This window comes from Leuconostoc fallax (assembly GCF_004354645.1).
Classification (GTDB): domain Bacteria; phylum Bacillota; class Bacilli; order Lactobacillales; family Lactobacillaceae; genus Leuconostoc_B; species Leuconostoc_B fallax.
In genome coordinates, this window is record NZ_PUFI01000014.1 from 45229 (window position 1) to 71456 (window position 26228).

The 26228-nt window shown below is 34.4% G+C and carries 21 protein-coding genes; all 21 read left to right on the forward strand.

Annotation, left to right across the window (positions count from 1 at the left end; all coding sequences use genetic code 11):
• Positions 1-59: 59 nt before the first annotated feature.
• The 21 genes from C5L23_RS04515 to C5L23_RS04615 all read left to right on the forward strand — a co-directional run bounded on the left by C5L23_RS04515 (position 60) and on the right by C5L23_RS04615 (position 26220).
• Positions 60-1001 (forward strand): ADP-ribosylglycohydrolase family protein, encoded by a 942-nt coding sequence (locus C5L23_RS04515; RefSeq protein WP_010007981.1) that lies wholly within the window; start codon positions 60-62, stop codon positions 999-1001.
• A 111-nt stretch (positions 1002-1112) separates the two neighbouring features.
• A complete protein-coding gene (locus tag C5L23_RS04520; protein ID WP_010007980.1) occupies positions 1113-1607 on the forward strand; it encodes a PH domain-containing protein in 495 nt (164 codons plus the stop codon).
• Positions 1600-3120: a PH domain-containing protein gene (locus tag C5L23_RS04525; protein ID WP_010007978.1), complete on the forward strand. Its 1521-nt coding sequence runs from the start codon at positions 1600-1602 to the stop codon at positions 3118-3120. The genes C5L23_RS04520 and C5L23_RS04525 overlap by 8 nt, the downstream gene beginning before the upstream one ends.
• Before the next feature lie 192 nt (positions 3121-3312).
• Positions 3313-3948, forward strand: coding sequence for a sugar transferase (locus C5L23_RS04530; protein WP_029508672.1), 636 nt, complete (start codon positions 3313-3315; stop codon positions 3946-3948).
• Entirely contained in the window at positions 3948-4931 is a 984-nt protein-coding gene (locus C5L23_RS04535; RefSeq protein ID WP_010007974.1) for an ABC transporter ATP-binding protein, read from the forward strand. The genes C5L23_RS04530 and C5L23_RS04535 overlap by 1 nt, the downstream gene beginning before the upstream one ends.
• 9 nt (positions 4932-4940) lie before the next feature.
• Entirely contained in the window at positions 4941-5756 is an 816-nt protein-coding gene (locus C5L23_RS04540) for an ABC transporter permease (protein ID WP_010007972.1), read from the forward strand.
• Between the two features lie 4 nt (positions 5757-5760).
• Entirely contained in the window at positions 5761-6537 is a 777-nt protein-coding gene (locus tag C5L23_RS04545) for a DUF4422 domain-containing protein (RefSeq protein ID WP_133264347.1), read from the forward strand.
• Positions 6538-6554: 17 nt separating this feature from the next.
• Positions 6555-7748, forward strand: coding sequence for a UDP-galactopyranose mutase (gene glf / locus C5L23_RS04550; protein WP_010007971.1), 1194 nt, complete (start codon positions 6555-6557; stop codon positions 7746-7748).
• A gap of 9 nt (positions 7749-7757) precedes the next feature.
• Complete coding sequence (gene tagD / locus C5L23_RS04555) at positions 7758-8189, forward strand: glycerol-3-phosphate cytidylyltransferase (protein ID WP_010007970.1); 432 nt, start codon at positions 7758-7760, stop codon at positions 8187-8189.
• A 47-nt stretch (positions 8190-8236) separates the two neighbouring features.
• Positions 8237-9988, forward strand: coding sequence for a CDP-glycerol glycerophosphotransferase family protein (locus tag C5L23_RS04560; protein WP_133264348.1), 1752 nt, complete (start codon positions 8237-8239; stop codon positions 9986-9988).
• 1 nt (position 9989) lies between these two features.
• Complete coding sequence (locus C5L23_RS04565) at positions 9990-10916, forward strand: glycosyltransferase family 2 protein (RefSeq protein ID WP_010007969.1); 927 nt, start codon at positions 9990-9992, stop codon at positions 10914-10916.
• Positions 10917-10952: 36 nt separating this feature from the next.
• Positions 10953-11753 (forward strand): recombination regulator RecX, encoded by an 801-nt coding sequence (gene recX / locus C5L23_RS04570; RefSeq protein ID WP_133264487.1) that lies wholly within the window; start codon positions 10953-10955, stop codon positions 11751-11753.
• A 63-nt stretch (positions 11754-11816) separates the two neighbouring features.
• Complete coding sequence (gene ntdP / locus C5L23_RS04575; RefSeq protein WP_010007968.1) at positions 11817-12383, forward strand: nucleoside tri-diphosphate phosphatase; 567 nt, start codon at positions 11817-11819, stop codon at positions 12381-12383.
• A 98-nt stretch (positions 12384-12481) separates the two neighbouring features.
• Entirely contained in the window at positions 12482-13573 is a 1092-nt protein-coding gene (locus tag C5L23_RS04580) for a glucosaminidase domain-containing protein (RefSeq protein ID WP_133264349.1), read from the forward strand.
• A gap of 261 nt (positions 13574-13834) precedes the next feature.
• Entirely contained in the window at positions 13835-18733 is a 4899-nt protein-coding gene (locus tag C5L23_RS04585) for a bifunctional glycosyltransferase/CDP-glycerol:glycerophosphate glycerophosphotransferase (RefSeq protein WP_133264350.1), read from the forward strand.
• 124 nt (positions 18734-18857) lie between these two features.
• Entirely contained in the window at positions 18858-20621 is a 1764-nt protein-coding gene (locus tag C5L23_RS04590) for a hypothetical protein (RefSeq protein WP_133264351.1), read from the forward strand.
• 20 nt (positions 20622-20641) lie between these two features.
• Positions 20642-21604, forward strand: coding sequence for a glycosyltransferase family 2 protein (locus tag C5L23_RS04595; protein ID WP_010007957.1), 963 nt, complete (start codon positions 20642-20644; stop codon positions 21602-21604).
• Positions 21604-23196: a hypothetical protein gene (locus C5L23_RS04600; protein WP_010007955.1), complete on the forward strand. Its 1593-nt coding sequence runs from the start codon at positions 21604-21606 to the stop codon at positions 23194-23196. The genes C5L23_RS04595 and C5L23_RS04600 overlap by 1 nt, the downstream gene beginning before the upstream one ends.
• 94 nt (positions 23197-23290) lie before the next feature.
• A complete protein-coding gene (locus C5L23_RS04605) occupies positions 23291-23995 on the forward strand; it encodes a glucosamine-6-phosphate deaminase (RefSeq protein WP_010007954.1) in 705 nt (234 codons plus the stop codon).
• A gap of 164 nt (positions 23996-24159) precedes the next feature.
• Entirely contained in the window at positions 24160-25872 is a 1713-nt protein-coding gene (locus C5L23_RS04610; protein ID WP_133264352.1) for a hypothetical protein, read from the forward strand.
• A gap of 42 nt (positions 25873-25914) precedes the next feature.
• Positions 25915-26220 (forward strand): hypothetical protein, encoded by a 306-nt coding sequence (locus tag C5L23_RS04615; protein ID WP_010007952.1) that lies wholly within the window; start codon positions 25915-25917, stop codon positions 26218-26220.
• Positions 26221-26228 lie beyond the last annotated feature (8 nt).

Sequence of the window (26228 nt, forward strand, 5' to 3'; positions counted from 1 at the left end):
GGTTTCAATATTCACTGATTAATAGTTAGCAAGATTCGATGACATGGTAGAATATTATTATGGCAAAAAAACAAACAATGATTGAACGAACCTTGCTTGCGATGGCAGTTGGTGAAAGTTTAGCGTATTTACCTAGTAGCAAACAAGAGATATTAGTTCATCAACCTGACAATTTTACAGATCCTTTAAAGTGGGGCGCTAATACAAGTATGTCGCTGGCTACGGTATCCAGTTTGTCACGTGGTTATCAATTCAATGATGTGATGTTACGGTTGCAGAATTGGTATAAAAGACGGCAATATGCACCAGCACAAACTATCCAATCAATTGATGATGTTATTCAAAGTTCGATGCTTCGTTTCAGCAAAAATCGCGATTTACTAGCTAGTGGTGGTGTCGACGAAGCATCCAATTCAGATAGTGTTTTGGCGCGAATGATACCCGTTGCGTTGTATTTACATCATCGTTTTGGTTCTGCTTTTATTAACGATGAACGTGCGATGTTACTATTGCACCGTGTGGCTGGTTTGACGCATAATCATGAAGGTGCTCTGGTATCAGTTGGTATGTTAAGCTTGATTATTAGCCAAATATTAGACGGGAAGAATTTATTTGACTCGGTCGAAAATGGTTTGGCTTTTGGTTTTGAATACTATTCAAGACATCAGGTATTTGCGGGTGAACTGAAAGATTTTGATGCAATGAATTTGCCTGACTTTTCTAATAGCTCTGCTGCTGATTTTAAGTTAGACGGGCAGGCATCTAACACGTTAGAAGCAGTAGTTTGGAGCTTATTAAATAGCGAAAATTATCAAGATGCATTAAACAAAGCTTTGATGCATGGGCATGCGAATACCATGATTCCAACATTAGCAGGAACTTTAGCGGGTATTTATTATAAAGAAGATGAACAGCTGAATATAATTAGCCAGCAACTTGTTTCGAGAAAATTAATTATTAGTATTTCTCATTTGGCTAATCGTCTTGGCCGATTTAATTAAAAAGTTAAGCCTTAGGCTTAGCTTTTTAATTTGTTTTTGATTAATTGTGCTAGTTATCACAAAACAGATCTGATAAAATCAAATGAATAAAAGAGTGAAGAGAGAAGAAATATGGATATTCCAACTAACGCGCAGGTGTTACCTAAACGTGTGAAACGCGTTTGGTTATTAAAGCAATTAATCATCATGCTGGTGATTATTATTTGTTTAGTGGCAGCATGGTACTTTGCAATAAAAAGTATGCCCAACTTTTGGCAAAGATGGTTTCAAATCGTGGGAGGTGTGGCGGTTGTTATTTCAGTCATCCCCATGATACTGATACCTTACCGATATGCTTTTAATCGCTATTTAATGGCTGCTGAAAGTGTTGATATTTATCAAGGGTTCTTATTTCGAAAGGCTGAGTTAATCCCATTGAATCGAATCCAAAATGTACGAATTACGCAAGGCCCTATATCGCGGTTATTTCATTTAAACAATTTAACTATTGTGACGGCTGCACATAATTTTAGTATTAATTATATTGATAATCACACGGCGCAAAATTTACGTCAACGTTTAATTAATGCTGCATTGCAAGCACGCGAGGTAGCTGAAGATGAATAAGCGTCGTCGTCAACATCCGATTACAATTTTAATTGAATTAATAAGCTTGATTAAAGCATTTTTCTTCCCGATAATTATTTTTGTGATATTAAGGCATTCATTATCAGTTGGCGAAAAAGTACTAATTATGATTGGCTTTATTGTATTAAGCACGCTTTTTAATTTAATTAAATGGTTTTACTTTACTTATGAATTTAATGAGTCAGAAATAACAATTTATCATGGCATTGTGAATAAGCAACAAATTCATATCCCATTTGAACGTATTCAAACACTCACGCGTGAACAGCCCATTTACTTACAGCCTTTTGAATTAGTTAATTTACAAATTGATACTTCTGGGCAGGGTAAACCAGATGCAGTTTTAAAAGCAATCACAGTGAAGCAAGTCACAAAAATTGAGCAACAGCGACGTTTAATGCAAACGAAGGCAACAGATTTGACACAAAGTAGAAATGCAGAAGCATCAGAACCGTCAACTACGAAAAAGGCGCAACAGCATTCTGCACGTTACCAAATTAAATTTCGAGATTTATTCATTTATTCACTGACTTCTTTAAGTGGGTTTGGAATTGCTGGTGCAATGTTTGCGGCTTGGACGCAGTTTGATGACTTGTTGCCGAATCGATTTAAGACAATAGTCAATCAATTTCTATTACAATCATCATTTGTGCTCTTGGGTGTGTTGGGGTTGTTCGCACTAATTATTGCGACAATGATTGTGATGTTTAAAATCATCAATCGTTATTATCAATTTGTGTTGGTGCGTGATGGTCATCAATTGACAATAGCGCGTGGTTTATTGTCAAAGCATACCATGCAGTTACGGACATCAAGGATACAAGCCATTTGCGTGGCGCAAACATTGTTGCGTCGGCTATTTCGTTTACAAACAGTGACAGCAAATCTTGCTGCTAATAAAAAAGAAGATAGTGAAGATGAATCGCAAACGGTCATTGTTCCAGTAATTAAAACTAATCGTAGTCAGAAAATGTTACAACAGCTCTTACCAAATTTTAAATTTGATATACCAGTGCAGACCGATAGTCGAATAAAAGCTGCCTTGTGGTTGCGTTTACGCTTCATCTACGGTATTTTATTAGCAATTGTTTTATCAGTAGTTGTGGTTTTAGCTGTGTTGAGTCATCAATGGCAATGGCACATTTTACAACAAACAGAGGTGTTATCATTTATTGTCGTAATGATTATGGGTTTGTGTATTTTGATTTTGTCTCAAACATTGCTGTGGTCTCATGATCAAAGTATTGCTATAAAAGATGATATGCTGATGCTACAGACGAATCGCTTGTTTACTAAACGAACGTATTATATTAAGCGAGATCGTATTCAAGGTATGCAAACTAGAGCGTGGTATGGGTTGTTGAAACGACGCCAAGGCGCACATATGACAATCGTGATTCGTGATAGTGATGCGTTCCAACTTATTAAGGTATACTATATACAAACGGCTATCGTTGAAGATATTAAAACGTGGTTGCTTACTGATAAATAAATCATAGTATGAATTGACCAGCTTGCCTTATTTTTGAATATTTTATGTTCAGTTAAATAAAACACGGTATAATGGAAGTTATTGGATTATAAGGAAGCTGCCATCTTTGTCCAAAATTATGTTGTCTCCTCATTAATTGAGGACCAGATAATTAAAAAGAAAGTTGATGCTTTCGAGCATGTTAGAAAGATGTTGAATATTAAGCCAAAGTATAAGGCATATCTTATTGCCAAACGTATAATCGATATTGTATTTGCTTTATTGGGGATAATGGTGTTATCGCCAATTTTTGTCGTGATTTTTATCCTGCTAAAAGTTGATAGTCCGCATGCGTCTGTTATTTTTGCTCAGGAACGTGTGGGGCGATATGGTCAACATTTCAAAATTTATAAGTTTCGTTCAATGATTCCAAATGCTGAACAAGTTTTGAAATCTAATCCTGAACTTTACCAGAAATTTGTTGCCAGTGGTTATAAATTACCAACGAATGAAGACCCTAGAATTACTAAGTTGGGGGTATTCCTACGAAAATCTACACTAGATGAAATTCCACAATTTTGGAATATGTTACGTGGTGATATGAGTTTAGTTGGACCACGGCCAGTTGTTCAAGAAGAACTAAAAGAGTATGGTGATCGCGTTGATATTTTCCTATCTGTACGACCAGGCGCTTTAGGCTTATGGCAGGCGAGTGGGCGTTCATTGATTGAATATCCAGAACGAACGGATATTGAATTGGAATATGTTGCGAATGCAGGATTTTGGTACGATATCGGTATTGTGTTTAGGAATCTCATTGCTATATTTAAATCTAAAGGAGCATATTGATGCCTGACGAGAAGAAGCTGAAGGTTTCAGCAAAGTATATAACGAAAACCTTTGATTTGGGTAAAACAAAATCTGAAAAAATTCGTGCCATTTTAAACCCTTTAAGTAAGGGACCACAAAAATTTTGGGCATTAAAAGGCATTAACTTTGATGTGTATGAAGGGGATGTTGTTGGTATCGTTGGTGTTAACGGTTCTGGAAAATCAACGTTACTCAATATTTTGAGTGGGCTATTATTACCTGCTTCCGGCGAACTCACAATTAATGGTGAAACAAGCATGTTGACCATTGGTGCCGGATTACGTGGTAACCTGACAGGGCGCGAGAATATTCGTTTGAAGTCCTTGATGATGGGGCGCACAAACAAAGAAATCGATGAACAGATGGATGAAATTGTTGAGTTTTCTGATTTGGGTGACTTTATCGATCAACCGGTTAAAGATTATTCGTCTGGTATGAAGTCCAAGTTAGGTTTTTCGATTGCTGTCCATCAAGATCCAGACATTTTAATTATTGATGAAGCATTATCAGTTGGTGATCAAACATTCTCGCAAAAGGCGTTGGCTAAGATGAATGAATTCAAGGCACAAGGGAAAACGATTTTTTTTGTGTCACATTCCATGCGTCAAGTGCGTGATTTCACGGATAAAACCATTTGGATACAATATGGTGAAATGCGAGCAATGGGACCAACTGAAGAAATTGTTAAGGATTACGAAAAGTGGAATAGCTGGTTTAAAGGGCTTGGCAATAAAGAAAAGTCAGACTATCAAAAGCAACAAAAGGCAAAGCAAGTTTCTTTCAATGAACAAGAATTGGCTAAGCGAATTAGTAATGATGAACGATTGTCAGCAGAAGATAAACAGCGTTTAAGCACACATCTAGCAGTTGGTGATTATCTACCAGTAACATCATGGGTTGTTTTGGCAGCTGCAACGGTTGGTTTTTTATTTACTATTTATCAATATGTGATGTGGGGGTAATAACTGGTTATGAAAGAAGTTTGGCTTGTTTTACAAGAACAATTTAAATATGCACCTGTAATGGTGCGCTTGGCCAATTACGAGAAAAAAGCGCGTTACCAAAATCATGCGCTAGGTAATCTATGGTTATTTTTGAACCCGTTTATGCAAGTTGCGACTTATTGGATTGTTTTCGGACTTGGATTTAATTCTTCCAGTAATGTGACAGGCATTCCGTACATGCCCTGGTTAATCGTTGGTTTGGCTACATGGTTATTCATTAATACATCATTTATGGATACGACTTGGAGTATTTCAGCTAACATCTGGCAAATTGCTCGGATGAAGTTCCCGATGAGTATCATGCCGATGATGAGAACATTGATGAACTTTAATGCTTTCCTTTACATGTTAGTCATTGGTGTTGTGATGTCAGTCTTCTATGGCTTACCCGTCACTTTTTATTGGTTACAGGTATTCTATTATATGTTTGCTGCGTTTGCTTTCCTTTATGCATTTGGTATTTTTAATGCGACGATTACGGTACTAATTCGTGATTATCAACAAATTATGCAAACTGTGATGCGTTTTGTTTTCTGGGTATCTGGTGCGTTATTCTCAGTTTCAGATCGTTTTGGACATGGTCATGAACGCTTCGTGCGACTCTTAGAGATGAACCCATTTTATTATTTAGTAGATGGTATGCGTAATTCTTTCTTTGGACATCAATGGTTCTGGGAAAATACGTATCCAACGATTGCCTTTTGGTTATTTGTGATTATCATTTTATTCATTGGATCGCACTTACATTTGAAATTCCGTTCATATTTTGCGGATTTGGTATAAATTCATGACAGAAAAAATTGAAATTATGGTTGCGGCGCACAAAATAGCCCCCATGCCAGTTGCATCAATTTATACGCCGCTCCAGGTTGGGGCGGCTTTGTCATCTGAACATTTTCCTGAATATACATGGGACGATACGGGTGACAATATATCAATAAAAAATAAACAATATAATGAATTAACGGCTTTATATTGGGCGAGACATAATAGTCAAGCAGATATTGTGGGATTGGTACACTATCGACGATACTTCACTTTCAATCGTCAAAAAAATTTGAATACTATATTAAGTGAAGCGCAATTACGTGATTTGTTACAACACGTTGATGTCATTGTACCTAAAAAAAGACATTACTGGATTGAAAGCAGTGAATCGCATTATCGACATGCGCATCACGGGCAATCTTTAGATATACTGCGTGAAGTCATCCAAACAGATTATCCAGATTATAATGAGGCGTTTGAAGCCAATATGGCAAGCACGTCTGCGCACATGTTTAATATGTTGATTATGCGTCGTCAGCTCTTTAATGATTATGTGGATTGGTTGTTTGATATTCTCGATAAAGTAGAACACCGCTTATCACCAGAAGTACAAAATTGGTCAGTATATGAGCGCCGTGTTTATGGTTTCTTGAGCGAACGGTTGTTAGATGTTTGGTTAACTAAACATCAAATTAAATATCAAGAAGTCCCAGTTGTGTTTATGGAACATCAAAATTGGTTAAAAAAAGGAACTAAATTTTTAGCACGCAAATTTGGTTTTGGTCGTGTACAATAGGTGCTGAGGTTAATTAAATGGAATTTAATACTAAAAACTATGATTATTTAATTGTTGGTGCGGGTCCGTTTGGGATGATTTTTGCATATGAAGCAGCCAAACGTGGTAAGCGCTCTCTCATTATTGAGAAACGCCCGCATATTGCGGGTAATACTTACACACATACAGAGCATGGTATTACAGTTCATGACTTTGGTGCGCATATTTTCCATACTGATAATAAAGAAGTATGGGACTATGTTCGTCAATTTGCGACATTTAATGGTTTCCAAAATCAAGTGATTGCAAATTATAAGGGTAGTTTATATAATTTGCCGTTCAATATGAACACCTTTTACGAAATGTGGGGAACGAAAACACCACAAGAAGCTAAAGATAAAATTGAAGAACAAAAGCAAGCAGCCTTAAAAGATTTAGGAGACCGCCAGCCACGTAATTTGGAAGAACAGGCGATTTCTTTAATTGGAACAGACATTTATGAAAAACTCATTAAGGGTTACACCGAGAAACAATGGGGTAGAAAGGCAACAGAGTTACCAGCTTTTATCATAAAGCGCTTGCCAGTTCGCTTTATCTATGATAATAATTATTTCAATCATCGTTACCAAGGTATTCCTGTTGGTGGATATACCCAAATTTTTGAACAAATGGTTTCTGATAGTAATGGGTTAATTGATATCTTAACTGATACAGATTTCTTTGATCACAAAGAAACATTGCTCAGTGAATTTCCAAGAATTATTTATACGGGTATGATTGATCAATTTTTTGATTATCAATATGGTGAACTTGAGTATCGTTCATTACGCTTTGAAAGTGAAGTTTTAGATAACGATAACTACCAGGGAAATGCTGTTATCAATTATACAGATGCACAGACCCCTTACACGCGGGTTATGGAGTGGAAACACTTTGACGGCTTGGCTGATGATGGTAAAACAATTATTACACGGGAATATCCGCAGGACTGGGATCGGACTAAAGAAGCTTATTATCCTGTTAATGATGAGCGTAATACACAGATTTACAAGCAATATGCTAAGATAGCACGTCAAACGCAGTCTAATATTTTGTTTGGCGGTCGTCTAGGTAAGTATCGTTATTTTGATATGGATCAAGTCATTAATGATGCATTGAATACGGTACGTCAAGAATTCAATATCCCTCAAGACTTTAATTTTGCTCATGATAAGATTGAAAGCAATCAATAAGGAGAAATGATGAAACGCATTATTACATACGGAACATTTGATATGTTGCATTATGGTCATATTAATTTATTGCGCCGTGCTAAAGAGATGGGTGACTATCTGATTGTTGCTTTATCAACTGATGAATTTAATTGGAACTCTAAACAGAAGAAAACATATTTCTCTTATGAAAAGCGGAAACAACTCTTAGAAGCTATTCGTTATGTTGATCTTGTTATTCCTGAAGAATCATGGGATCAAAAAGTAGCCGATGTTGATCTATATAAAGTAGATACTTTTGTAATGGGGGATGATTGGGCTGGACAGTTTGACTTTATTGCCAACGAAACTGATGCTGAAGTGGTTTACTTAGCACGGACACCGGAAATTTCAACAACTCAGATTAAAAAAGATTTGAATTCTAAAAATATGGCAACTGAACATGAATCAAAAGTGAACTAATGATATAAATCAAGTATAATGAAAAGGCGAGTGGTCGCCTTTTTATTATGCAAAAATTAATTAAACAAACAATCTATAAATGGCGGGATTGGCAGTGGCAACGACAGAATAAGTTAGCCTTGCAATCACCTGAAAATAAAGCGAAGCAATACTACGATAATCATTATGATGAGTGGCCATTGGATGAAAACGTGGCTTTGTATGATATGCGTGATGGGCAACAATTGAGTGATTCGCCCCGTGCTATCTTATTGCATTGGTTAAATAATAAACCAAAAATGCAACACATTATTGTGGCAGAATCCCAATATTTAACAGAAATACAAGCAACCTTAGCGTATTTAACTTTATCTGATAGGTCACAGATTCATGTGGTGATACAGTTTTCTGATGAACATATGCATGCCTTATTAACAGCAAAGTATGTTGTGACAAATGCAATGATTTTTTCTGATATCTTTGTTAAACGATCAGACCAGATTTTTATTAACACTTGGCATGGCACGCCATTGAAAAAAATGGGATATGCGATGCCTGGTGGCGTAATGGGGTCTTGGAATGTATTGAGAAATCTGATGATGACAGATTACTTAGTTATGCCTAATGCTTATACGACAACTATTTTTCGTCGGGATTATCGTCTAGATAATTTATATCGCGGGCAACTATTAAATGTTGGTTATCCGAGAAATGATGTCTTAGTTAATGGCCTCAAGCCAATGCTTGAAAAAAAGGTTAGAGCATTAGTACATAGCCAACAAAAGGTTATCCTTTATGCACCAACTTGGAGCGGAGATGCGACAACTTTAACATCTAGTTATGAAGAAATACAAAAATATTTAGTTGTGCTAAAACAATTACAGCAGCAATTACCGCAATATGATATTCGTTTTAAGGCGCATCCTTATGTGTATCAATTAGTTGAAAGAGATGAAGCATTTGCCTCATATTTAGTACCGAATTATTTAGATACCAACGATGTATTGGCTATCACAGACATTTTAATTACGGATTATTCATCATTATTTTTTGATTATTTGATTACGCAACGCCCGATTCTATTCTTGGATCAGAATGCAGATTATCAGACATCAAGAGGAACGTATTTAGCTGATAATCAACTTCCAGGACCATATACACGGCAGGTAGAAAATATTGTAGATTGGATACACCATCTATCTGATATTCAAATAAAATTCAGTGTTCAATATCAAAATTTTTATCAACGATATGTGGCGAACGATGATGGCTTGGCTACTGAACGGGTGGCGACAGTCATTCAAAAGCAACCAGCAATACAACCCGTTAAGACAATACGCATGCTTATTAATGGTGAAGATTTTTCAGAATCTCAGTTTGATGATGGCATAGTGGCAAGAATACCTCAAAATGTGGATCAAAGTTTTGTCATCTATGAGCGACATTTGTTGGATAATTGGTATGGCTATCAGTTCTTTACACATGTTGATCAAGTCATGCCGAATAGTCGTATCTTTGTTAATAAATCACCGCAAGATAACACCTTATCCCCTGAACAAGCAAAAATTAAGGGCCAACGTATTGTTGGTAATGCTCATTTTGATATACTGGTAATAGGTCAGACGAATGCGTCTACCCATCAGAAGGCCATTATGATGTTGGCTGATCAGGTATTGATGCGTGCTAATACAAAACGCAGTGAGTGGTTATTAAATATTGGCTATCAACGCGTTTGGCATCATAATACTTGGGAGTTATGGCAACAAGAATTGACAAAGATTGATCAAACATTAATAGAAAAAGTAATAGGTGATGCATAATATGTCAAATTTGACAGTAACAGCAGTGATTGTGACTTATAACCGTCTTGACTTACTGAAAGAGTCCATCCAAAAAGTACTCAATCAAGACACGGATGCATTAAAGCATTTAATCATTGTCAATGGTGCTAGTACAGACGGTACTTTTGATTATCTGAACACGCTAACGGATAAGCGAATTATTGTTGAACATTTAGAACAAAACTTAGGTGGTGCGGGTGGTTTTAATTGGGGAATGAAAACGTTCTACCATAAAACACAAGATGATTTGGTTTGGGTAATGGATGATGACTCAATGCCCACGCGTAGTTCATTGAGCCGACTATTAGACATGTTTAACGAAAAGCCAGAGGCTGGATGGGGTGCTAGTAAGGTCAACTGGCTAGATGGTGAATGGGCAAAGATGAATGTACCAGCACCCGCTGATGGTGGTAAAACTGCTGTTTTTTATGGACATGATAATTTGGTTGAAATTAAGCATGCAACTTTTGTGTCAACAATTTTCAAAAGAGAGTTGATTGAAAAAGTTGGCTTACCTCAAAAGGAGTATTTCATTTGGGGGGATGATATTGAATTTACAGAACGTTCACATCGTACGATGCCAGGATATTTTGTGAGAGATTCTATTGTTATTCATGCTAGCAAATTAAATCCTAATCCCGGTGATATTGTGGGCGAGGTTCAAGAAGAACGGTTACCAAGATATATGTTAGAGTATCGTAACCGACTATTAACGTCGCGTCGTCGCCATTCAATGGTAAAGTACATTAAAACCCTTGGGCATGGTGGATTAGACTTCGTCAAAACATTATTTTTACCACGTGTTCAGTTTCGTGGTAAAAAGTTAAGGATTATTATTCGTGGCTCATTAAATGGATTTAAGTTTAATCCAGCGATTGAATATGTTGAAACAAAAGATAAGGGATAAGAGCGCTTTGGCGCTTTTTTCGTATAATAAAAAATGATGAAGACGATTACTAAAATTAGTACACAAAAAAAACAGGGCCGATATAATGTTGATTTAAATGGGCATTTTGCCTTTGGTATTGCGGAAAGCGTTTTGGTGAAATATGGATTAGCCAAAGGACGTGAATTAGATGATGAAACCATTCAACGTATTAAATATGATGACGAAATTGCCAAAGCTTTACATGTTGCAGTTAATTATCTGGGGCATACATTAAGAACGGTTCATCAGGTACAAAAAAAGTTACATGATAATGATGTTGATGTAACGATTCAAGATCAGGTTATTGCTAAGCTTAAAGAGCAGAGCTATTTAGACGATTTGAACTATGCAAAGCATTACGTTGCAACAAAAAAACATATCGCACCTAAAGGACCATTAGTTGTTGCTCAGGAGCTTAAACAAGCCGGGGTAACTGAGGATGAAATTGATATAGCACTACGCGATTATACATATGAAGAACAGCTAGCTATTGCTGAAAAGTTGGGTGCGAAGTTTGCTAAAAATTATCAACGCCAATCGTCACGTGCTAAGCAACAAAAGGTGATTCAAGCACTACTTAACAAGGGATTTTCTTATGATATTGCACAGATTGTGATTGAGCGTTTTGTCGATAGCAATAGTAATGAAGTCGAGTTAGATAATGTTATGCGTGAAGCAACCAAGTTATGGCATCGTTATCGACATGAGGTACCAAGCCAACGTAAATATCGAACCAAGAATAATCTATATGCTAAAGGTTATACCAGCGAATTGATTGACCAATCAATTGATAAGTTAATGCTTGATGAAAGCTAACATTTGGTTGTGAGTTCTGGTACAATAAAATAGGACTTCGATGTCAAAAGAGCAGGTAGAATTATGAGTAATGATGAACATTTTCGCGGACCGCGTGAGGGTGATTATATTACGATCAAAAGCTATAAGCACGACGGCTCATTACATCGAACTTGGCGAGATACAATGGTGCTAAAAACCAGTGAGCATGCAATCATTGGTTTAAATGACCACACATTGGTTACAGAAGATGATGGTAGGCGTTGGGTAACACGCGAACCTGCTATTGTTTACTTCCATAAGAAGTATTGGTTTAATATTATTGCAATGATACGCGACAATGGTGTCTCTTATTATTGTAATTTAGCCTCACCTTACGTTCTTGATAAGGAAGCGTTGAAATATATTGATTACGATCTCGATATTAAAGTTTTCCCAAATGGGGAAAAACATTTGTTAGATGCTGATGAATATGCTGTCCACAGCAAAAAATGGCATTATTCGGCAGATATCGATAAGATATTAAAAGCACATGTTAAAATTTTAGTTGATTGGATTAATCATGATATTGGACCGTTTTCTCAAGGGTACGTCGATGTGTGGTATGCACGGTATCAAAACCTGATGCAGGAGCGGTCACAAGATCGTTAATATCAAGTAAAAGCACGAGTTAGCTCGTGCTTTTTTGTATGATTTTGCATATGTTATGATAATAACATTGCATTATTAATGGGAAGAGAGAAATTTGCATGAATCAAATCGTTAAAGCTGGACTATCTTTTAGTACAACTTGTTTTTTTGCGCTAGCGGGAGCGTCAGTTGCGCACGCAGATAATTTGAATGTTACAACGCAGCAAGATGATAAGATGGTGTTTATTAATCAAATTGCACCTGATGTTCGAACAATATCACAGCAATATCAAATTTATGGCTCTGTTCAATTAGCACAAGCCATCTTGGAATCGAATTATGGTCAGAGTAAATTAACACAGAGCGGTAATAATTTTTTTGGTATGAAGGGCGCTTATAATGGTCAATATTTGAGCTTTCCAACCTTGGAGGATAACGGAAAAGGTAAGTATACTAAAATACAGGCGAAATTCAAAAAATATCCTAGCTTTTATCATTCATTAGAAGATAACGCACGATTAATTCGTAATGGCTCAAGTTGGGATAGCTTATACTATGCAGGTGCTTGGAAAGAAAATGCGTCGACATATAAAGAAGCAGCTAAGGCGTTAGAGGGAAGATATGCGACGGATACACGATATGCCGATAAAATAATTCGCGTTATTAATATTTATAAATTAGACCAATTAGTTGATGTTCAATATAAAACGATGCAATCAGTGATTGATACTAACTATACTGCGCTGATTACTCAAGTTAATCGAAATGATGGCTTATATTGGAGCGGACCATATATGACCTCTGCACAAAGTGTAAAACGTGATGATTCGGCATCTAAGTATCGTGGTACCACCGTTCGTGTAGTGAAAGAAGCTATGGTAAGTCAGAGTAGATGGGCAAAGGTGCTGTTAAATAATCGTGAAGTTTGGATAGATAAAAATGGTTTGCGCCCACTCAATCAACTAGCTAATACGCGTTATGTTAATTATTATGCAAAAATTAATCAAACTATGCGTAATGATGGACTCTACCGCTCTGGTCCGTATAATACTTCGGCAAATACGGCAGTTCGTGATGATAGTGCTAAAAAATATCATGGTTATCGAATCCGTGTGGTAGCAGAGACGGACGTTAATGGTAAAACAAGGTGGGCAAAAATAATGCTTCCAAATCAGCAGACCTATTGGATAGATAAAAACGGATTGAAATAGCGTATACTGAAGCGATTTTGAAATTATGGATTATTAGGTACACGGTCTGCTTTTGATTGCTGATATCTTCGTATGGTATAGAATTTGTTTTTATAATATAGACGGATTACTCATAACAAAGTTATAATGAATATTGTATGTTATCAGTTACTTTTAGTATCAAAATAGGGCTGATAGCTATTTTTGCGAATTCATTTCACTTAGAAATTTAACAATGAACAATTAGATATCTATATATAGAAATAGTGAGTGTATCCTATTATGTTAGAAGTACAAAAAGATAAGTTACCAAAAGTAACGGCAATAGTTGCAGCTTATAATGTTGAATATTACATAGAAGAGACTTTAGATTCTTTAGTGAATCAAACATATCCTAATCTAGAGATACTTGTGATAGATGATGGTTCTAGTGATGATACTTTAAATTTAGTTAATTATTACGCTTCAAAGTATTCACAAATAAAAGTAATGACGCAACAAAATTCAGGAATTGCTAGAACTAGAAATAAAGGCATTATGGTAGCAAATGGTAAATATATTACCTTTGTGGATGGTGACGATGTTGTGCCAAAAAATGCCTATGAAAAAATGGTAGAGAGCTTATTAATATCTGATTCAGATATGGTAAGCGGTTTTGTTAAGCATATTAATTCAACACACACCTATCCAGCTGGCATGTTTAAAGTAGCCATTAAAGATACGGTTCGTCAAACAAATATTCGACAGCATCCTGAATTAGTTTATGAAACTACTGTATGGAATAAGATGTATCGGCGTGATTTTTTGATTGATCATAATATTTTCTTTCCGGAAGATAGAGCGTTTGCGGAAGATATTCCTTTTACGATGATGGCTCATATGACTGCGCGTACTGTAGATATTATTAGTAACACGGTTTATTTTTGGCGTATTCGTGATCGTGGAGATGTTTCTGCAACTCAAGATCGTGCCAATCTCGACTTCTTTGATCAAAGAATAGAAATGTTATTGTTAGCTAGAAACATCATTTTATCTAAATCTGAAACAGATAATGTATTGAAATCTTTTGATTTTAAGTTGTTTGATCATGATTTAAACATTTATTTACAAATGTTTGAGAATAGATCGGAGAGTTTTTTACTCAAGTTCCATCAACGTATTGTACGTCTTGTAAGACAAGTAGGTGAAGCATCTATTAAAACAATGCCCTTAAATAAGCAAATTTATTATTTTGCTTTTTTTAACGCTGATTTCACAACATATAGGCGATACATCAATAGAAGATTGGACCAAACACCTCTTGAATTAGTTAAGGGGCATTTACAAATAAAAGATAGTGCATTATCTAAAGATATTTTAAGCCAAATTTCTTTATACAATGCGCTTTTACCGCACTATTTACTAACTGATGTGTATTTTGATGAGGAAAGTAGTAATGCTGTTATTAAAGGAGAATGGTTCTTAGAGGGTTTCCAAGACATCACTCCAAATTCTGAAGAAATACATGCGCGAATCGTGAATATCGATAATCATCAATCTGTAGATGTGGAGATTATCCGTGGTAAGCGTTATGAACGTAAGGGATTGCGATACATTAAGCGTTTTGATCCGTTTACTATTAATTTAGATTATCAGAAAATTGCTCATGTGATTAGCTCGGGTAGATGGAAGATAAAATTAACTAATCGTATTGGTGAGGCAACATGTGAAGAATTTGTTGGCAATCCATTATCAGCTAAGACTCAGAAATTTTCTAAAATAGAAGAAGCGTCTAGAATCTCATCATCATTTAATCATTCGTGGGAATTAGTGCTAAATGTTGCTGATAAAGTTGATATCCAGAACGAAAAAGATAAGATATTGATAAGTGTTGATGCAATTCAATATAACCATCAGAACATTCGTATTGTCTTTTCTACGAATAAGACAGTTTCATTATTAAAGATTATTAGTAGAAAATCCAATGACATATCAGAATTGGAAAAGTTGGATGATAATCAGTATGTTTGGGAAACAACGGTTAACGATGCTGATATGACTTTTGATCACATTAGCAATTTCAGTATTGAATCGGATAATAATAAAACATTATTGTTATCTAGAACAGATGTATCAGTTACTGAGCAAAATGAAATATTGACACTATCCAGCACGGTAAATAATCATTTTAATTTATTGTTAAATACAAATAAACTACTTGTTGATAATGGTTACTTTAAGAAAAATAAATTATACCTTCAATTACACGACGTTGTTAATGTTAAAAATGTAGTTGCTGTTAACTCAGATGAAGAAGTTACTTTACCGATTCAACAAAATCATCATAATATTATCGTTCAACTTGATACATCAAATGGTGATTATGTACTACAAAATATGAATTATGACTTATATTTAAAAGATGCACAAAGTAAGATGTACGTATTACATTTAGATAATGTGATGATTGATTTTACTAAAGAGCATCGTTACAAGCACCAAAGGCACGTAATTTGGCGAAGTAGAATGGGAACATTGAGGATTAAGTCTAATATAATTTGGCATTTATTTTGGGACAAAACACCGCGTCGTCGTAAATTTACAGAATGGGTATTATATCCACTGATGCGTTTGTTACCGCTCAAAAAAAATATTTGGGTATTTGATAGTTATTGGTCTAGCAAGTTCAGTTCAAATGAAAAGGCGATTTACGAATATATACAGGAAAATCATCCAGAGATTAAAAATATTTGGATATTTAATGATCCTAATGTACCTATTACTGGAAATGGTAAGAAAGTCAGAAAAGGTAGTATTGAGTATTGGTGGTACATGGCCCGTGCTAAGTACCTTGTACAAAATACGAACTTCCCTCAAAATTATGTAAAACGTGTAGGACAAATCGAAATTGAAACATTACATGGAACATTTATGAAAACCATGGGGTTTGATGAACCTAATTTCAGATTTGCATCAAGATGGACACAGGAACGTTTTGCACAACGTAATGAACGATGGGATTATCTCGTTTCACCTTCAAAGTTTATGGATAAAGTTGCCCCTGAGGCCTTTCGTTATCAACATAAAGTTTTGCATACTGGTTTTCCTAGAAATGATCAATTAATAAAAAATAACAATCCCTCATCAATTGGTAAATTAAAGCACAAATTATCGTTACCGTTGAATAAAGAAATCGTACTATATGCACCAACTTACAGACAAACTAATGGTTTTGATTTTCAAATTGATTTAGATGAATATGTAAAAAATTTAGGTGACAAGCAAATCTTGTTAGTACGTTTGCATTATTTTATTGCGAGTCAACTAGACCTGAGTCAATATGCTGGTCAAGTTATTGATATGAGTAGTTATCCTGAAATAGAGGATTTATATTTAGTAAGTGATATATTAATAACGGATTATAGTTCGGTAATGTTTGACTATGCTATGCTTCATCGACCAATGGTCTTTTATGCTTATGATTTAGAGTGGTATACAAACCCTAAAAATAGGGGAACATATTTAGATTATGTTGATACAGTACCTGGTCCTATTGTTAAGACTAATCAAGAATTGATGGAAGTTTTAAGTGATACTACGAGATTAAAGCAATTTGATAGACAAAGGCTTCAAAAGTTTTATGAAGAATTTACGACGTATGGGCAAACAGGTAATGCTGCACAAGAGGTTGTTGAGCAGGTATTAAATGGTGATATTGAACCTAGTAGCCAAGTATATAATCAACATGCATTTCGAGATGCTATTTGGAAACTATTACAAGTGAAAAAACCATTCATTACGTTACTAAATTATTGGTCCAAAAAGTTAAAACGTGATGAAAAATTGGTGATTTTTAGTAGTTTTGGTGGCACACAAACATCGGATAGTCCCAAAGCTATATTTGATATGATGAAAGCTAAATTCCCTGACTATAAATTGCTTTGGCTAGCTAAAGATAATCAATATCAATCGTTATTTAAAAAAGAAGGCTTCAAAACCTTATCTATGGAACAATATCGTAGTATACGTTTGTTAAGTAAGGCAAAATATTGGGTAATAAATGATGATTTCTTATCAGGATGGCAACCGCCACAAGATATTGTTGTTTTGCAAACAGGACAAGGAACATCTCAAAAGTTAATTGGTGCTGATATTAAGAAAGTGATTTCGGCTGGGAAAACTAGAAATAACTACGTGAAGGAAATATTAGCTAATGCTAGTCAATGGACTTATACATTATCGAATAGCACTTTTGCGTCACAGCAAAAAATATCAGGATATCAATTAGAAGAACATCAAGTTTTTGCTACAGGGTATCCCAAGAATGATGTATTAATTCGAGAAAAAGATAATACTAATTATCAAAAGCAATTACGCCGACAGTTTAATATTGATGATAGTAAAACTGTCTTTCTTTATGAGCCCACTTGGCGGGATGATGATGCTATTAGACATGGCCATTATCAAGCAAAAGTACGTTTTGATATAGAGGATTTACAGCGTAAATTTGGTGATAGAATACAGTTGGTTGTTAAGTGGTCCCATACATTCGATGAACTACCAGATTTATCACAATATCATGATTTTGTGATAGATTTGTCGAGCGAACAAGATACTACAAAACTATATCTATTAAGTGATGTATTAATAACAGATTATAGTGCTGGTATTTTTGATTTTGCATTGCTAAACCGTCCAATTTTGAGATATACACCCGATTTTTCTAGTGTTAGTAATAACTCTGGGTTAATAGATGATAATTTATTACCAACTAAATTAATGACATATGATAGTTTGTGTGATGCCATTGATTTAGTGATTTCTAAGGATACTCATGACTTTTTACCAACACGAGAAATGAAAGATAAGTATCTCACATGGGATACAGGTAGAGCTACTGAAAACGCAATAGATTTACTGTTAGGTCGGCTTTCTAATAGTTGGGTTGAAGAAGAAAGTGATAACAAATTAAAGCGTGTTAAAATAATTGATGGTGCCGTGCAGTGGTCGTGGAACACAAGTGATTTTTGTGTTCAAGGTAATTTTAATAGTAGTAACAATGATTTATATGACGTTATCAAGACTAAAGTACAAGTTTCAGAAATGAATCATCAGATACTTTCCGGGCCATATCTTTTAGTTAGATTACCTAATCAAGATAATAAATGGGTGTTGCTTGAAGAAACGTATGATATGAATTAAAAATATTAAGGTAATCAAGATGGCTGAGTAGTGAGTAAGCAATCATACAGTATTTGTGTAATAAAATAGAATACACTGTTATCCTGAATCAACTTTGGATGATAGAAACGGAAAATGATTAATAATGTTTAAAAATTTAAAGAATAAGGAATTATTATTTTTATTGGTAATAATTTTAGTAAGTATTGTATTCATCTTTTTTCGCGTGAGATATGATTTTTTTTCGGGTATTAACGATTCAGTTTTTCATGTGAGTCGAGTATTTGAAATTAGAGAGTCATTTCTAAATGGTCATATACCGGGATGGACAAATATATATAGCTTTTCACATACAGGGCAGGCTATATCAGGCATGTATCCCGATTTTACATTATGGCCATTTATATTGGTTACATCGTGGCTATCACCAGTGCATCAATGGCAATTAATTCTAGGTTTAGTGATGATAGTGACCTGGATTATTCATGCCAGAGCTTGTTACTTGATAACTAAAAATATTAAAGAATCTATTCTACTTGCTTATGTTAGTTCATTTTCAGGTGTTACATTGTTATCTTTTCATTATGGACAATTAGCCTCAGGTATAGCTTATGCATTATTCCCATTATTGATAGTGTATTGTATTGAAATCCTTAAAAGTACTCAATTTAACTATAAGTTATCATTGTATTTTGGTATTACAATGAGCTTAATTGTTTATTCGCATGTTATATCAACAATTATTGCATCTACTGTTTTGATAATTTTATGTGTCGGATATCTATGGAAGAATTATTTTGATAATATCGGTATGATTGTCAGACATTTACTATCTGCTATAATAATAGTGCTTATCTTAAGCTCACCTATATTATATAGAATAGTTTATATATCGAAATCTGGCCTTTTACCACCAATTAAATTACCTTTCTCAGAGTATCCGTATACAAAAGATTTATTAGATATTTTAACAACTTCGCTAGTATCTCGATGGGATACATATATTTCGTTAAGTATTTTAGTCTTATCAATATATTTATTCAGTCATTGGTATATTACTAATAAAGACACAAGACTACTTTTAATGCTATCAATAAGCATACTCATACTGGGTTCTCAAATTTTTCCTTGGGTATTTTTGAAAGATACACCGATTGCATTAATTCAAGCCCCAACTTGGCGATTTTTACCATGGTTTAGTGTTTTCATTATACTAGCTATGGCTTATCTTTTAAGAGATAATAAAAAAGTGGATTTTACTCATAAATTGTTACTTATTCTATCCGTTATAACATTCTTATCTTTCTTGGGAAACACAGAAAGAATAGATAAAAGTATGTTATCCAAACCAACGTATATGAAAAAAACATTTTATACTTCTACCAAGATACAAAGTAGAATTAAATTTTCGAATGAGAATATCGAAGCTCTCAATGGTATTAGAGCTTATTTTGATTATGCTCCTAGAGTGGCAGGGAACAATAAAAAAAATCCCTGGCAACCTAGTAAGGTTGTGATGAATACATATCGACATATTGGGGAAAATAACGATAAGAAGAAAGTATTCAAAATATTACCAACTACTAATCAAGAAATTAAATTAAAAGTAAAAGATGTAAAACGTGGTACGTTAACTATTCCTATCTGGAATTATAGTTCGTTAAAGTATAATGTTAAGGTTAACGGTAAACAGGTTAAGTATTCAGCGACCCCACATGGAAATATAGCAATCAGTCTTGATCAAAATATAAAATCAGCGGTTATCTCGGTCCATCATCTTACACCAAGAACTTATATTGGATTAGTTATTTTTATAGCAGTACTATGGGGAGCACTTATTTTGATTTATCTCATTAATTTTTTTCGTAATCATTTTAAAAATAATTTAATGAGGCATAGTGCTAAATAAATATTTAGGGGGAAATAGAAATGACAATTCCAAAATTAATGATCGTCATTCCTGCATATAACGAAGAGGAGATGCTTAACAAATCACTAGGCGAGATAGATGAAGTTTTAACTACGTTAATTAAGCATGGCGAGGTTGCCTCATCTAGCAAATTATTAGTGGTAAATGATGGTTCAGCAGACCTTACTTGGCAAATTATTACTGATAATGCAGCTAAGAATGAGCATATTACAGGAATCAATTTTAGTCGAAACTTTGGACATCAAAATGCCATTATAGGCGGTTTAACTGCCGCACTGGATTATGGCGATATTTTTATAACAATTGATGCTGATTTACAAGATGATATTAATGCTATTTATGAAATGGTACAGCAATATCATGCAGGTTATGATGTGGTTTATGGTGTGCGTAATTCACGTAAAACAGATACTGCTTTTAAACGAACAACGGCTGAGAGCTTCTATACTTTGATGAAAAAAATTGGTGTGGAAATGGTTCCAGATTCAGCTGATTATCGTCTCATGTCTAAGCGAGCAGTAGAACACTTACTAGAATACAAAGAAAGTAATCTCTTTCTGCGCGGTATTGTACCTAAAATTGGTTTTCCGAGCACTAAAGTTTACTATGCTAGAAAGCCGAGAGAAGCGGGTACCTCAAAATACCCATTAAAGAAGATGTTACTCTTTGCCTGGGATGGTATTACATCATTTTCTGTGGCGCCAATGCGATTAATTCTTAGTTTGGGGATTATCACTGTATTCATTTCAATTGTGATGACATTGTATACTTTAGTCCAACATGTCGGTGGTAATACCAAAGATGGTTGGTCGTCTCTCATGGTGTCTTTGTGGTTTATTGGTGGTGTCCAGTTAGTCAGTCTATCTGTTCTAGGTGAATATATTGGTAAAGTTTTCAATGAGGTGAAGCACCGCCCAAGATTTATTATTCAAGATAATTTATTAGATGGGGCTAACAAATAATGAAAGTTTCTAGAATTATCTCAATTATGATACCGATAATATTGTTAATCATATTGGGTTTGTTTAGTATTGGCGCTTCACCAGTCTTTTATACGAATCAATGGTTGGACACGAATGCTATGATGACTATGGGTAGAGCAATACATGAAGGCGTTTTACCTTTTAGAGATATCATTGATCAGCGTGGACCAGTATTATATGGCATATATGCATTAGCCGCATTTATTTCTTCCACTAATTTTTTCGGTTTATTTATTCTTGAAGTCATCAATGTACTATTCGTTTATTTCATTACATTTAATATGGCACGGCATCTAAAGATTGGCTATCTGAAACCTGAATGGCTTGGGTTAATTGGACCGGCCGCTTTACTTGGTAATAATGCCTTTGTCTTAGGCGGATCACCAGAAGAATTTGCCTTTGCACCGATTCTGTTTGTATTACTTGTTTATATTAAGTACCAGAGTCATATTGAGCATATTTCATTATTATCTTTCTTTTTTGTTGGTATCGCTTTTGCACTTGTTTTCTGGTCAAAGTATTCTTTAATTGCGCCCTTCGTTGTATTCTTTATTTGGACGGCAGTTGCATTATTAATTAATAAACATTTTTTGAAATTGTTGTATGTCATTTTATGTTCTTTAGCTGGTTTTGGCTTAGTTACTGCTATTATTGCGTTGATTTTTAGTATGAACCATGCATTGCCACAATTGATTAATTTTTATTTTTATCAAAATTTAAATGCTTACGGTGCTAATGAAAATGGATTTGTATTCCAGATAGTACAGCTGATTCGCATACTAGCACGTCTTGTCGGAGACCATTTTGTTGCAACCTTAATACTTGTTGTGTGCTGGAGCATTTTGGGACTAAAGAACAAGGCGATAACTTTAGAAATTGTCATGTGTTTGGTGTCTCTGATATTTGTTGCGGAACAGCATATTTTTAGAACTTATTATCCATTGGTACTATTTCCATTTCTAGTGACAGGCATTATACGGCTGCTAGCAATTAGTGATGCTAGAATGTTACTAACATCTCGTCGAATGTTACCTCTGATTATTTGTGCAGTGACAGTATTGGCACCTTTTGTGAATAATAGTAGTTTACGAAGCGCACCAATTATTGATCAGAAGAAGGCTTTTAATGGGCAATCTAAAAGTGTTCAGGAGCGTTTTGCAAAAATAATGCATGCAAAATATCATAAGCCTAGTATTTTAATGGTTAATACGTTGGATAGCGGTTTTTATCTATCAGCTAATAGTGTACCCAATACGCCTTATTGGCATCGTTTAAATATGACGTATGAACAATTACCAGAGATGTATCATTCATTTAATCATACTTTAAATGATAAAAGAGTAGATTATGTTGTTGTGCGAGTTCCTGTTAATCAAAAGGTGAGTCCCAAGCTCGTTAAAGCATCTGTTGCACCAATTAATCGTCAAAATTTATTTAATAATTATCGAATAATTACTGCCGGTACGCAGATGACACAAGGTAATAATATACAATACGTTCTAATGGAAAAGAAGACACTTTCCAAAGTTAAACACCATGACAATAAGATACCAATATATGAAAAAGAGTAATTCTGAAGAATTACTCTTTTTTTGTAAGCGTTTATTTTGAGAAAAGGTCATGAACATGTTAATATATTGGTATAGACCAATATAGGAGATTATCATGAAAATAATTAAAGTTAAAAATCAAATAGAAGGCGCACAAATTGGATTTGATATATTTAAGCAGGCGTTAGAAAATGATGCTAAAGTATTTGGTTTAGCAACTGGCTCAACACCTATTAAACTATATGAAGTACTGCGGAATAGTGATTTAGATTTTTCAAATAGTATCTCAATTAATTTGGATGAGTATTTAGGTTTATCAGGGGATAATCCGCAAAGTTATCGCTATTTTATGACACAACAATTATTTAATCAAAAGCCTTTTCAACATTCATATGTTCCTGATGGTGTAAAAACGGATACAGCATTAGCCACTAAAGAATATGACCAAATTATAGACAAACATCCAATTGATTTACAATTACTGGGTATTGGGCATAATGGTCATATTGGTTTTAATGAACCTGGAACATCTTTTGAGAGTAAAACGCATGTGGTTGATTTACAACCATCAACAATTGAAGCGAATGCACGTTTCTTTGAAAAGCCAGAAGATGTCCCTACACAGGCGATTTCTATGGGTATTGCTTCTGTGATGTCTGCTAAACACATTCTGTTAATGGCTTATGGTGAATCGAAGGCAGAGGCTATTTCAAAAATGATTAATGGCCCGGTGACTGAAGAGATGCCTGCTTCAATTTTGCAGAAACATAATAGTGTGACGATTATTGTGGACGAAGCAGCAGCAAATAAGCTAAATTAAAATATCATATTACAAAGATGGGGTTAGTTTGATAGGGATTAATATGGTAGACTTTTTATGGGATATAACTATTTTGTTGGGGAGTTAGCTACGTGAAAATGTATATTCATTTTTTTAAAAAGTCAAACTTAAAGTCAATTTCAATTATCATCTTATTGAGTATTATGATGATGTTACCACAAATATATGATCAATCAGTTATTTTTGGTGCCGATTCAATTTTTCATTTTAATCGCTTTTATGATACAGCTATGCAAATTAAAACAGGACACTATAGCTACTTTATGAGTTTATTTGGTTTTAATCAAAGTGGGCGTATTGTAAATGCATTATATGGTCCTATGTTTGCATACTTGAATGGACTACTATTGTTAATATCTGGAAGTTGGTTTAAGTACCAAGTATTATCTGGGATTTTGATTAATATTGTATCTGGTATTGGCTTTTATAAGCTCGCTCGAAAATTAGGTAGTCATAATGAAATTGCTATTGGAATAGCTTTTTTGTATATGAACACATACTGGATTACAAGTTGGAGTCATTCGCAACAATTTACTTCGTTTGGGGCATCTTTAATGCCATACGTGGCTATGCAAGCCGTGGGCATGATTAGTAAACGACAACCCAAAATTAATATACTAGCTTTAGCTATTGTTATGGCAATAGTCATTCAGACGCATATGTTAAGTGCTGTATTTGCTGTTTGCTTATTGATACCATTTGCGTTAGTAGGGTTTTATTTAACGTCTGAAAAATATTTGTTTATGCGTAATGGTGTGGCATCCGTATTGCTCACATTATGTTTAACCGGAAATGTTTGGATGGGATTTTTAGACGTTTCAAGTAATAATAAATTAATTCAACCTCATCCTCAAACAGATTTATTGTCATTATCAACTAATCTATCACTGGATGGTGGTGATTCATTTGGTAAATTGGGTATCTTATCATCATTTTTATTCATTACTCAAATTGTACTTGTTCTTCAAAAAACATCTCTAATTTCTTTTGAAAACAAGTTAATTACCATAATCGGTACATTATTTTTAATAATCTCTAGTAGTCTTATACCTTGGAATATTATTGGTGATAGCATTCCAGCGCTTGATTCGTTTTTACAATTTCCTTTTAGATTGGTTGTTATTTCGAACATATTGCTTCTATTGTCAATTAGTTTGACGTTATCTCAGATAGAACTGGTTAAAAATTTTCAAACAGTTAATCTTCCAATTGCTATTGTGAGTGTATTGTCTATAGTATTTTTTACTTTAAATTTTCAAGGTTTATCAGGAATCAGTAAAAGTTGGAATGGAGATTATGTATTATCGAATAGGATAAATATTAACTTTAAGAAAACTGATCCTGCAGTTATCAGATCTGCATTTAGAGACGATAATTTAGGGAAACCCTTTACGATTTTACAAAAAAGTACACCTGATTATTTACCAGCTCATAAAGATAGTAAATTATGGGATGATAATAATTTCCATCCCTATAATGAAAATATTAAGGCAACATTTTTTAACCCCCTAAAGGTAACAAAATCAATTGATAGCCATAATCAATTAATATTAAAATGGCAGGGTAATAGCAAAAAAGTTGTTACATTGCCTGTTTATAAATATGCTGATAGTAAAATGTCTTTGAATCATCAGGCGCTTGATAATTCAAAGGTTCAAACAACAGTGGTAGGTGCCGTTAGAGTTAAACAGGTAAAAGGCAAAAATACTTTTAAGATAGATTACCGGCCTAGTCGTGCATTCCGTTATATGAGTGGATTGACGGTCATCAGTTGGTTCATTTTAATAGGATTTGGTGCTATAAAGCTATTTAATCATATTCGATTTTTATTAACTAAAAATATGGTGTTAAAATGAAATGATTAATATTTAATGTAGGAGTACTAGTAGATAAATAAAATGGGCAATCAAACATTCAACTTAATAGAAGAAATAACGCGCTTAGATGGTACGAAGTATTATGAACTTGGGAGTATTCCTCACAATGGTCGAGCAGAATATGCAGCAGATCACGGCTACATTAAAGAAGTTCGAATACTGAAAGTGAATATTCCGCGAACACAGCATGTATTGGCTGTGGAAAAGTACATTAATGAGCATTACGAGGCATTACCATTAGAATATGATGGTTGGGAAGAATGGGTTAAGACACCTGAAATGCAAAAGGAAATGGACCGCATTTTACGCGATAATAAATTAGGCTAAGATATATT

Excerpts from the sequence above, each read along its gene's own strand:
- C5L23_RS04515 (WP_010007981.1), top strand. The coding sequence starts at position 60 with ATGGCAAAAAAACAAACAATGATTGAACGAACCTTGCTTGCGATGGCA.
- C5L23_RS04520 (WP_010007980.1), top strand. The coding sequence starts at position 1,113 with ATGGATATTCCAACTAACGCGCAGGTGTTACCTAAACGTGTGAAACGC.
- C5L23_RS04525 (WP_010007978.1), top strand. The coding sequence starts at position 1,600 with ATGAATAAGCGTCGTCGTCAACATCCGATTACAATTTTAATTGAATTA.
- C5L23_RS04535 (WP_010007974.1), top strand. The coding sequence starts at position 3,948 with ATGCCTGACGAGAAGAAGCTGAAGGTTTCAGCAAAGTATATAACGAAA.
- C5L23_RS04540 (WP_010007972.1), top strand. The coding sequence starts at position 4,941 with ATGAAAGAAGTTTGGCTTGTTTTACAAGAACAATTTAAATATGCACCT.
- C5L23_RS04545 (WP_133264347.1), top strand. The coding sequence starts at position 5,761 with ATGACAGAAAAAATTGAAATTATGGTTGCGGCGCACAAAATAGCCCCC.
- glf (WP_010007971.1), top strand. The coding sequence starts at position 6,555 with ATGGAATTTAATACTAAAAACTATGATTATTTAATTGTTGGTGCGGGT.
- tagD (WP_010007970.1), top strand. The coding sequence starts at position 7,758 with ATGAAACGCATTATTACATACGGAACATTTGATATGTTGCATTATGGT.
- C5L23_RS04560 (WP_133264348.1), top strand. The coding sequence starts at position 8,237 with ATGCAAAAATTAATTAAACAAACAATCTATAAATGGCGGGATTGGCAG.
- C5L23_RS04565 (WP_010007969.1), top strand. The coding sequence starts at position 9,990 with ATGTCAAATTTGACAGTAACAGCAGTGATTGTGACTTATAACCGTCTT.
- recX (WP_133264487.1), top strand. The coding sequence starts at position 10,953 with ATGAAGACGATTACTAAAATTAGTACACAAAAAAAACAGGGCCGATAT.
- ntdP (WP_010007968.1), top strand. The coding sequence starts at position 11,817 with ATGAGTAATGATGAACATTTTCGCGGACCGCGTGAGGGTGATTATATT.
- C5L23_RS04580 (WP_133264349.1), top strand. The coding sequence starts at position 12,482 with ATGAATCAAATCGTTAAAGCTGGACTATCTTTTAGTACAACTTGTTTT.
- C5L23_RS04585 (WP_133264350.1), top strand. The coding sequence starts at position 13,835 with ATGTTAGAAGTACAAAAAGATAAGTTACCAAAAGTAACGGCAATAGTT.
- C5L23_RS04590 (WP_133264351.1), top strand. The coding sequence starts at position 18,858 with ATGTTTAAAAATTTAAAGAATAAGGAATTATTATTTTTATTGGTAATA.
- C5L23_RS04595 (WP_010007957.1), top strand. The coding sequence starts at position 20,642 with ATGACAATTCCAAAATTAATGATCGTCATTCCTGCATATAACGAAGAG.
- C5L23_RS04600 (WP_010007955.1), top strand. The coding sequence starts at position 21,604 with ATGAAAGTTTCTAGAATTATCTCAATTATGATACCGATAATATTGTTA.
- C5L23_RS04605 (WP_010007954.1), top strand. The coding sequence starts at position 23,291 with ATGAAAATAATTAAAGTTAAAAATCAAATAGAAGGCGCACAAATTGGA.
- C5L23_RS04610 (WP_133264352.1), top strand. The coding sequence starts at position 24,160 with ATGATGATGTTACCACAAATATATGATCAATCAGTTATTTTTGGTGCC.
- C5L23_RS04615 (WP_010007952.1), top strand. The coding sequence starts at position 25,915 with ATGGGCAATCAAACATTCAACTTAATAGAAGAAATAACGCGCTTAGAT.